This is a genomic window from Pseudomonas sp. SWRI179, from assembly GCF_014268705.1.
In the GTDB taxonomy this organism is placed as follows: Bacteria; Pseudomonadota; Gammaproteobacteria; order Pseudomonadales; family Pseudomonadaceae; genus Aquipseudomonas; species Aquipseudomonas zanjanensis.
On record NZ_JABWRA010000055.1, the window covers coordinates 12,539 to 23,422 of the forward strand.

3 protein-coding genes are annotated in these 10,884 nt (G+C 63.0%); all 3 read right to left on the reverse strand.

Annotated features, from left to right (window positions below; genetic code table 11):
- Positions 1-497: 497 nt before the first annotated feature.
- The 3 genes from HU767_RS24275 to HU767_RS24285 all read right to left on the reverse strand — a co-directional run bounded on the left by HU767_RS24275 (position 498) and on the right by HU767_RS24285 (position 10,551).
- Entirely contained in the window at positions 498-1,658 is a 1,161-nt protein-coding gene (locus HU767_RS24275; RefSeq protein ID WP_186730659.1) for an FAD-dependent monooxygenase, read from the reverse strand.
- A gap of 86 nt (positions 1,659-1,744) precedes the next feature.
- Positions 1,745-9,034: a non-ribosomal peptide synthetase gene (locus HU767_RS24280; RefSeq protein WP_186730660.1), complete on the reverse strand. Its 7,290-nt coding sequence runs from the start codon at positions 9,032-9,034 to the stop codon at positions 1,745-1,747.
- Positions 9,035-9,285: 251 nt separating this feature from the next.
- Positions 9,286-10,551, reverse strand: coding sequence for a nucleotide disphospho-sugar-binding domain-containing protein (locus tag HU767_RS24285; RefSeq protein ID WP_186730661.1), 1,266 nt, complete (start codon positions 10,549-10,551; stop codon positions 9,286-9,288).
- Positions 10,552-10,884 lie beyond the last annotated feature (333 nt).

Here is a 10,884-nt window from a genome sequence, read left to right on the forward strand (position 1 = left end):
CTGGAGTTGATACTTGGGGTCAATCGGTCTTGTGAACCTATCGACTTAAACGGTTTAGCCCGGTGGAGCTATTAAGCGTTTCCATGTAGGAAAAGTCTGTAAGGGAAAACAGGGACATTCCGGGTCAGGCAGGGGTTGTCGGTTTTTGGATACCTCCGGGCAAAAACACGTTGGGTCAAAGGTTTTTTTCCCTGGCGACGAACGCCGCAGGGTTGGCTTTCAGCAAGGTGTCTGGAAAATATCCAACTAAATTAAAGGGTTGCGTTCGCAGTTCGGTTCTTGGATGCCCGCCCTCAATGTAGGACCTATCTGACAGTAGCATCCAGATTCTGGATTCCCAGTATGGTGAAGACTTCTCATTTATCGATTTTTATCCCGGTGCGTGTCGTTTTTTGTCTATGTAGGAGTCGCTTTCGGTCATTGACGCTTTAGCGCCGTCGGTAACAAGGCGGGGGTTGCGCCATCCCGCCCAGGTTGCTCAGCGACCGTGTTGAAGGTCATGGGCAGGGCTTGAACGAGAGGAGGTCGATGTTCTTTTTACGCAGGCTGCTCTGTGGCGACAGGCGCATGTACCATTCTCGAGCCCAGCAGGCGAGCGTCGACTCGGCTTGTTCGATACCACTCATGAAACGCGCGGCATTGACGATTCCGTTGGCCCGGGGATGCCGATGGGCCTGGTAGTGCAGCAGTGCGGTGCGCAGGTCCGGCGTTCGCGCCAGTCGATCGGCCAGCACCACGGCATCCTCGATCGCCTGTGCGGCACCTTGGCCCAGGCTGGGCAACATGGGGTGAGCCGCATCGCCCAAGAGCACCACGTGCCCATCGCAGAATTGCTCGACGGGATGGCGATCCCTGGCGTGCATTTTCAATAGCGCGCTCTCAGGGGTGGCCTCGATGGCCGCCACGACTTCCGGCGCCCAGCCGGCGTAGGCCGCGAGCACTTCCTGCTTGCTGATGTTCAAGGCAGCGTCCGCCGCGTTTTCATGATTGCAGGTGCCCCACCAATACGCCTGGCCGTTGCCGACATCGCAGAGCCCGAAGCGCTTGCCGCGGCCCCAGTAATGCGCCACGTAACCTTCGGTCATGACCGGATGGCTGAAGGGCGCCACCGCCAGCCAGGCGACATAGCCCGATGGGCGGGTCGGGGTTTCGCCGAGCATCTGTTGGCGAATCACCGAGTTCAGGCCATCGGCGCCAATCAACAGATCCGCTTCCTGAAGGCTGCCGTCTTCGAACCGCACCGTGACGCCATCGGGGCGAGGTTCATACCCGGTGCAGCGCAACCCGGTGGTCAAGGTGTCGGGCGCGAGCTGCTGCGCCAATGCACGCAGCAACAGCGGGCGCTGGATATTCACGCTGGGATGCCCCAGCTGTTCGCCAATCTCGTGGATCGGCATGCGGGTGATGGCTTCGCCCTGGTGTTTCTTGAAGAAGAAGTCGCGAATCACCTGGCCGGCCTGTTCCACCGGGAGATGGGCGTCAATCGAGTGCAACGCCGCCATGGCATTGGCCATGACGGACAAGCCGGTGCCCCCTGTGCGCAGTGTCTGCGCCGCTTCGAAGACCTTGACCTGCCAGCCCGCTCGTTGCAGTGCGATGGCGGCGGTCAACCCGCCGATACCGGCACCGGCGACAATGGCTTTTCTGGGTGCTGTCATGTTGTCTCACCTGTATCGAGCCCGGGACGACCGGGCGATGGAGTCATGCGGGGCCGTCAATGCGGCCCCGTGATCGTCGGTCATGGTCAAGCCAATGCGCCCATGGATTCGGCGTTCCTGGCCCGGGCCAGGTCCATCCGCGACTGGATGCATTGACCCACTCGCAAGATGTGCGGCTCGCGCATCATGGTCAGATGGTCGCCCTCGACGGCGACTCGCTGCACGTGCGGTGCAATCGAACGCCAGCCGCGGTACGGGTCGCGGAAGGCTGTGCCCACCAATTCGTGGGGGGCTTGCAGCACATCGGGCAGCTCGACATCCGCCGCGAACAGGGTGATAGGCAAATCCAGTGGCGGGAAGCGATAGTCCAGCAGCCCTTGCCAGTTGGCATGGAACACGCGGAACAGTTGATCGAGCGTCGCCAGGGTGATGCTCGTGTCGAAAATACCCTGGTCGATGCCGTGCTGCCGGATCGCCGTGAAGGCCTGAGGGTCGTCCAGGGCGGCGAAGTCCAGCGCGTGGTAAGCGTATTCCTTCTGGCCGTCGCCGCTGAGCAGTTCCCACATGAACCAGTTCATGAACTCGCTGCGTTCTATCTGCACCTCGCCCTGGCTGACGCGCACGATGGTGTCCAGCAAGAACACGTTATGCAGGCGCCGTCCGCGTCGCTGCAACTCGCTCGCCAGTTCATACGCCACGACGCCGCCATAGGACCAGCCGCCAATGTTCAGGGGGCCTTGCGGTGCGACTTGCTCGATGGCGTCCGCGTAGTACACCGCCTGGGCCTGCACCGATTGCAAGGGTTCACGGGCATCCCAGGTACCCGGCGCTTGCAGGGCATACAGGTGGACCTGGTCCTTGAGCACCCGCGCCAGTGCGGCATAGCACAGCACATGTCCGCCGATGGGGTGGACGAGGAACAACGTCGGACGGCGGGTGGCATTCTTGAAGTCCACCAGCGCGCCGGCGCCAGGATGTCCGGTTGCGGTCTGTTGCAACACCTGGGCGAATTCGGCGATGGTCGGCGCCTGGATGAAGTCGGACAGCGAAGGCTCCAGGCTTTGATGCCTGGCGAGCATGGCCACCAGTTGTACCGCCTTGAGCGAATTGCCGCCCAGCTCGAAGAAGTTGTCGTGGATGCTGATGCTGTCCAGGTCCAACGTTTCCTGCCAGTAGGCTTGCAGCAAATCCTCCATGGCATTGCGCGGGCCGATGAACGGACGCTGCAAGGTGGTCTGGACGTCGATCTTCTGCAAACGCTGCCGGTCGATCTTGCCCGTGGGCCCGAGGGGCAGCTTCGTGATCTTGACCAGTGTGTTCGGCACCATGTAGTCGGGCAGTGCCAGGCGCATTTCTGCTTTGAGCTGATCCAGGTCCGGCTCGCAGCCCGGCAGGGCCTGGACGAACCCCACCAGGTAACGGCTGCCATCGGTTGCCAGCTTGTCGATGACCGCCACCTGCTCGATGTCGGCCCTGAACCGTGCCGAGCCGAGCATGGCCACTTCGATCTCGCCGAGCTCGACGCGGTAGCCTCGAATCTTGACCTGGGCGTCGCTGCGGCCCTGGTACACCAGATCACCGTCGGGCAGGTAGAAACCGATGTCGCCGGTTTCATACAAGCGTCGGGTCTGGCCTTCGAGCTGGCGATAGATAAAGCGTTCGTCGGTCAGATCGGGGCGATTCCAGTAGCCATTGGCAAGGCTGGCCCCTTCGATGAACAGATCGCCCACCACGCCGACCGGGCAGGGGTTGCCGGCCCCGTCGAGGACATGCATGCGCACGCCGTCGATGGGCGTGCCGATCGGCGGCATGCTCGGCCAGGTCGCGGTCGCGCCTTCAAGTCGCAAGCGCGTGACCACGTGGGCCTCGGTCGGGCCATAGTGGTTCTCGACATGGCAGTCGCCGAGGCGATCGATCAGGTCACGGATTTCGGCGGTGATTTTCAGCTGCTCGCCAGCCACATTGATCTGGCGTAGCGATGCCGGGTGGATACCGAGCTGCAGGGCGATCTCGGCCAGGCCCTGGAAGGCGACGTACGGCAGGAACAGGCGATTGACCAGTTGCGCGTCAATAAACCTCAGCAAGCGGATGAAGTCATAGCGCAGCCCTTCGTCAATCATCACCAGCTCATGCCCGCTGGACAGGGTCGAGAAAATTTCCTGGAACGAAACGTCGAACGAAATGGGCGCGTACTGCAGCGTCTTCAGCGTATCGACATCCCGTGGCTGCTGGCGGTTTTGCCAGAGAATCATGTTGGTCAAGGCCCGGTGCGGCATGGCCACGCCTTTCGGGCGGCCGGTCGAGCCGGAGGTATAGAGCACGTAGGCGTTGTCTTCAGCCATGACGCCTGCGGCAATGGCGGCCACCCGTTGATGACTGCCGGCCAGGTCGTCGTCGAAGCCGGCGACCACGCTGTCCCAATGGCGCGTATCGGCCTGGCCGGCCAGGGTCATCGCCAGGCTCGCGGAGGCATCGGCGAACAGCACCAGTCGCGGTTGCGAGTCTTCGAGAATCAGCTGGATGCGTTCGTCCGGATAGCTCAGGTCGATCGGCACGTACGCGGCGCCGGCCTGCACGACACCGAGCAAGGCGACGATCAGGTCGGGCGAGCGCGGCATCATGATCGCGACCCGATCACCCTGGCCGATACCGTGCCGGTGCAGCCAGCCCGCCAGTTGGGCGCAAGCGTCCTGCAATTGACGATAGGACAGGCGGGCCTGGCCAAGGCTCACGGCAGTCTGCTCGCCATGCCGGGCGAAACTGTCCAGCAAGAGGCTCGACAGGTTGTCGTGGGGCAAGGCCGTCGTGGCCCTGGGCGTGGTTCGTTCGATGGGCGGCAGCCAGGCTGCAATGGTTGGTTTGGCCTCAGGGATGGCGATCATCAGTTCCAGCGTGCGCAGCAGGTAATCGGCATAGGCTTCGACCTGGCTCGTGGCGACACGGGCGGTGCGGTAGTCCATCTTCAACATCAGCGAACCGTTGGCCGGATGGCGACCCAGGGTGGTCAGCAGGTCGTAGTTGCTCGCTTCCGTCGTTTCCCAATCGGTGAGGATCTCTTCGCCTTGGGCCAGCAGGTCCTTGAGCACATAGAAGTCGACGTAGTTGAACACCACGTTCAAGGCTACGTCGGTCTCGCGATGGATCAACGCGAACGGGTAGCGCCGGTGGGGGAATACCTGGCGTTCCTGGGCAATCGTTGCCCGGATCAACGCCAGCCAGCTCGGGCCCTGGCTGCTGAAACGTACCGGCAGGGTATTGAGGAACAGGCCCAGGACCGAGGCGGCATCTTCGAATTCCGGCCGGCCATGGCTGATCACGCCACACAGCACTTCCTTTTGATTGGACATGATCGCCTGGGCGAAACCGTGGGCCGTCAGCAGGACCGCGCGCAAGGGCAGGTCGTGGGCCTGGCAGAACGCCTCGAGGCGGGCCAGGTCCGCGGCGGGCAACTCACGGTAGGCCGAGCGGTGCGGCGTCGAGTCTGGCGCCACGGCATGAATCCAGCTGGTCATGGCGGCGGCGGGGGCCTCATGCAAGTATCCGCGCCAGAACCGGCGGTGGGTCTGCGTTGCCGTGGCCTCTTGCTCCAGGACCACGAAGTCTGCCGGCGTGGTGGTCAGGGCAGGCAGTGCGTCGGCGCCAGGCACCGCGGTGTAGAGCGTGATCAGGTCGCGCATCAAGGTGGCGACGCTCCAACCGTCGAGAATCGCATGGTGGAAGCTGAAGACCAGATCGATCTCGTCCCGCGCGACGAACACACAGAATTGATACAGCGGTGCCCGATGCCAGTCTTCGCGGCAGCGCTTGCGTTCCTCCACGTAGGCGGTAATGGCCTGGGCCCGGGCATCGGGACTCAGCGGGCGTACGTCGATGACCTGCACGGGAGGCTCGACCGTCGCGTGCACCCGGGCCATGGGCACCTCGGCGTGACCGATATCGAACGACATGCGCAAGGCCGGATGACGGCGGATCAAGGCGGCGCAGGCCCGTTCCCAGGCCGGCGCATCCCAAGGCAGGCGCAAGCGGTAGCGGAAGATGTCGTGATAGATCGCCGAGTCCGGGTGCATCATCGAGTGATAAATCATCCCGACTTGCAACTGCGAAGCGGCAAACACGTCATCGAACACGCCTTCACTGGCCAGGCGGATCGCTGCCGGGACCTGGGCGAAAGGCTTCACGTGGGTCAAGGGTTCGAGCCCGCTGGCTGATGTTTGCCCAGCCTGCAGGACCTCGGCCAACTGGGCGATGGTCGGGGACTGGTAAACCTGCGCCAGGGTCAACGCAATGCCTCGTTCACGGGCGTTGATTTGCAAGTGAATGACTTTCAGGGAGTCGCCACCGAGCATGAAGTAGTTGTCATGGATGCCCAGCGTCGAGCGCTTGAGGTTGTCCCGCCATAGCTCGGCGAGCAGCTGCTCCAAGGCGGTGCGTGGCGCTGTCGTATCGCAGCCCTGAGTGGCGGAAGGCTCGGGGAGGGCCTTGCGGTCCAGCTTGCCGTTGACACTCAGCGGGAACTGCTCGAGCGCCATCAGATGCCTGGGCACCATGTAGTCGGGGACCCGTTGACGCAAGGTTTCCTGCAGTGCTTGCGGGGATGGCGAGCATCCAGGTTCGCTCACCCAATAGGCGTTGAGGTACGCATCACCGGCCTCCTGGCGGGCGATCACGACCACATCCTTGACCCCTTCGCACGCAAGCAGGTGGGCTTCGATCTCGCCCAGTTCGATGCGCAGGCCGCGAATTTTCACCTGGAAATCGTTGCGTCCCAAGTATTCGAGGCTGCCATCGGGCAACCAACGCCCGAGGTCACCGGTCTTGTACAGCCGGGCCTGGGACTCGCTGCGGAAGGGGTCGTGGATGAACCGTTCGGCCGTCAGTTCGGGACGGTTCAGGTAGCCCCGGGCGACGCCGATGCCACCGATGTGCAACTCGCCGGCCACCCCCGGCGGCAGCTGTTGCAGGTTCCCATCAAGGACATGCATCTGGATATTCGCGATGGGGCGGCCGATCGGTACGATGCCGTCGTGCGCATCGTGCCGGCAATGCCATGCGGTCACGTCGATGGCCGCTTCGGTGGGGCCATAGAGATTGTGCAACTGCACCCTCGGCAAATATTCGAAAAAGCGCGTCTGCAAGGCATGGGGCAAGGCTTCGCCGCTGCACAGGACTTTCTGGAGCGCGGATAGGCGCTGCGGCTCCACCTGATCGAGAAAGACCTGCAACATCGATGGGACAAAATGCAGCAGCGTGATGCCGGCGCTCGCCATGATGTCCATCAAGTAGCGCGGGTCCTTGTGCCCGTCGGGGGCGGCGACGATCAGTTGCGCACCGCTGAGCAATGGCAGGAAAAACTCCCAGACCGACACATCGAAACTGAACGGGGTCTTTTGCAGGATCCGGCTGTGTTCATCGACGCCATAGGCATCGCGGGCCCAGAGCAAGCGATTGACCACCCCGTCATGCTGGTTCATCACGCCCTTGGGCAAACCGGTGGAGCCGGAGGTGTAGATGACATAGGCCAGGTGCCGAGGCGTCAGCCCGAGCGCGGCGGCGTCCGGGTTGTGCGTCGGTTGTCGGGACAGTGCTTCAGGCTCGGCATCCAGGCACAACACCGGCACCGTCACGGCGGGCAGGCTGGCCAATAAGCCTTGGCTGGTGATCAGCGCACAGGGCGCGCTGTCGCTGAGCATATGGCTCAAGCGGTCGGCAGGATAACCTGGGTCCAGCGGCACGTAGGCGGCACCCGCCTTGAGAATGCCCAACAGGCCGACCACCATCTCCAGGCTGCGCTCCATGCAGATGGCCACGCGATCGTCGCGGCCAACACCGGTTTCCAGCAGGGCATGGGCCAGGCGGTTGGCCTGGCGATTCAACGCGTCATAGGTCAGCGCCTGGTCCGCGAAGCGCACCGCGATCGCGTCGGGGCGAGCGGCGACCTGGGCTTCGATCAATTGATGGAGCAGCACATCCTTGGGGTAGTCGATGCCGGTGCGATTCCATTCCTTGAGCAGTTGTCGCTCGGCGGGCGGCAGCGGGTCGAGGGCCATGACCGACACGTCGAAATCAGCGGCCACGCCTTCCAGGATGTTCATGAAGCGGTGTTGCAGGGCTTCGATCTGCGGCGCGTCGAAATACGCCTCGTTGTAGATGAAGTGCATCCACACATCGTCTTCCGGCGCGGACTCGCGCACGTGCATCGCCAGCGGGATCTGTTCGTAGCCATTGCTGAGCTTGACCGGTTGTGCCGGCGCTGGCCCGTACCAGGTGTCCTGGTCCTGTTCGTACGACACCACCACGTCGAACAACTGGCGCCGGCCCTGGTTCTGCAAGCCGAGTTCGCGGTTGAGCTCGCTCAGCGGAAAGCGCTGGTAGCGATAATCCTGCTTGAGCGTCAGGGCAATCTTGCCGACCAGGTCGCTGAAACTCAGGTCGGTGCCCAGGCTCAGGCGGACCGGGCTCATGCCGACGAACAAGCCCATCGTGGCCTTGTGGGCGGCATTGGCGCGGTTGAGGATGGGCAGGCCGATGACGATTTCATCCCGTTGCTCGGTGCGCGCAAAGTAGCTGTACAACACCCCCAGCATGACGTGGAAGACCGTCGCCTGGCCCGTGGCCTTGGCGTTTTCGCCGAGGCGGTTATAAAGCGCCCGCGGCAAGCGCCAGGCATGGTTCTGGCTGGGCGCCAGGCGCTGGCCGAACTGACCCGGCTGACGGGGCGCGAGCAGGGGCTCGGGCAACGTGCGGTATTTCTCCATCCAGTATTGGCGCTGGCGCTGGAACGAAACCGAGTCTTTGCTGGCGACTTGCTGCTCGACATAGGCTTGATAGGTCGGTGCCGTCGTCGTGTTTTGCGCCTGGTCGTGCAGGGCGGTATAGGCCTGGCTGAGTGTTCGGCCAATCATGGCGAAGGACCAGCCATCGATGATCAAGTGGTGGCAATTGACGAAGCAGTAGTGGAGGCCTTCACGGACCTTGACCAGGTCCGCGCGCACCAGCAGCCCATCGTCAAAGGAAAACGGGGTCTGCAGCTTGGCCTGCAGCAAGGCCAATGCGCTGGCCTCCGGGTTGGCATGGCCCGAAACGTCGTGCAGCCCCAGCGGGACGTCTACCGGCCCAAGGAAGCGTTGGCGCGGCAGAGGGTGTTCGGCCGAGCCCGGCACGAGTTGGATCCGCAGGGCATCGTGGCCGTTGACGACCTGGTTGAAGGCCGTCTGCAACAGTGCGGCATCGACCTTACCATTGATACGGGCATAACCGCCGATGTTGTACAGCGGGCTATCGGCGTGTAGCACCTGGTCCAGCCAGATGTCCAGTTGCGGAGTGGTGAGGGGATACAGTACTCGCTCTGCGTTCGACGCGGGCAGGGTCTGGGGCATGGTGCTCTCCGTGGGCCGATCCGGTGGCCCGATGAAACGAATGAAAAAAAAGATGCCGTCAGGCCGTGATGCTGTTCACTCGAGAAAAGTGCTAGTCCTGTGGCGAGGGAGCTTGCTCCCGCTGGGCTGCGCAGCAGCCCCCAAAACGGCCATCGCGGTGTTTCAGGTTGATTGTGGGCAGCTTCCTTGGGGCTGCTGCGCAGCCCAGCGGGAGCAAGCTCCCTCGCCACAGGCCACTCATCGACTCGTGATTACGCGACGCGATACGTGGCGGCTCTGCGGGCGACGGCCTCCACTTGCAGCGCTGCCGCTTCGCGGGCGCTGTCGCCAGGAGGCATCAGTTGGCTGTAGCGGTCGCAACTGGCGCGTACCTCATGACTGTTGAGCACCGTGTCCAGGGCCGTCGCCAATGACTCGGCGCAGGCCGGTGCGAAGACTTGCAAGCCGCACCCCAGGCGCTGCATTCGCGCTGCATTGTCGAAATGGTCATGGGCAAATGGCGTGACGATCTGTGGCACCCCGGCGGCGATTGCCAAGGCCGTGGTCCCGACGCCGCCGTGATGCACCAGGGCCGCTGTGTGGGGCAGGATGCGGCTCATGGGGACATAAGGCCTGACCAGGATCCTGCCGTCGCTGGACAACGAGGGGTCTACCGCCTGGCTGGTCAGGAACACGCCGCGGCGGTCGATCGACTTCAACGCTTGGGCCGCAGCGGCGAAATACTGTGCGGCATTGACCGTCGTCGAACCCGGGGTAAACACCACCGGCGGGGCCACGCTCAAAAAGTCCTCCAGTTCGGCGTCTGGCGCCTCGAAGCCGGACTCATCGAATAACGGGAACCCGGTCAGTACCGTCTGGGCAGGCCAGTCTTGTTGGATCGGGGCGAACCAGTCCGCAAACAATCCCAACACCCGGTCAGGCGAGGAAATCCACCGACTGATGATGCGCTTGACCGGGGGTAAGCCCAATTCGCGGCGGAAGCTGTTGAGCTCAGGCTTCATGAGCCGATCGAGGAAGGCATGTTCGATGACCCCCAGTAGCAGGCGCCTCAAGGGATACGGTACGAAGGTTGGCAGGTTCGTTCCCGGTGGATGGACGGGGCGCGCAAGGGGCGACCAGATGGCGAACGGTGTGACCTGGCCTGTGACCAGTGGGATGCCGTGCCGTTCCTGAAGCAGGCGGGCGGAAAACGCCCACAACGAACCCAGCATGACGGTGTCGTCGTCGCACGCCTGTTCCAGTAGCCGATACTGTTCGCGCAACGTGCCGCCGACGGTTTTCCATAGGGTGGGCAGTGACGTGCGCGGATGCCACAGCGCCGGGTCAGCCATGACGGCTCGATATTCCTCGCGGGTGCCCAGGGGCAGGAACTTGAAGCCGCAGCGCTCGATCACCGGCGCGAACACCGCGCTGGCGCAAAAGGTTATCCGATGCCCGCGCGCGGCGAGGGTGCGGCCGATCCCGATAAATGGGTGAACGTCACCGGCTGAGCCGATGGCCGTAATGATCACATGCATAAGGCTCCCTTTTAGAGTGATCGTGCGATGGGTGACAGTCCTGACCGGCGGGCGATCGGACATCGCCTGTGGATTCCATCCACAGAAACGATTCAGCTTGAGGGGTTATTTAAGCGGTTGCAGGTAGGAAACGTCTGTAGCGGAAAACGGGGACATTCCAGCCCGCAGATCAGGGGGTGAAACCTTGTGGTGAATGCAAAACTCATCACACCCCAGATTCCCTGTGGGAGCGAGCCTGCTCGCGATAGCGGTGGGTCAGCTTGCATCAGCATTGACTGTGCCGCCGCCTTCGCGAGCAGGCTCGCTCCCACAAGGGGCTTGTGGTGAATTACC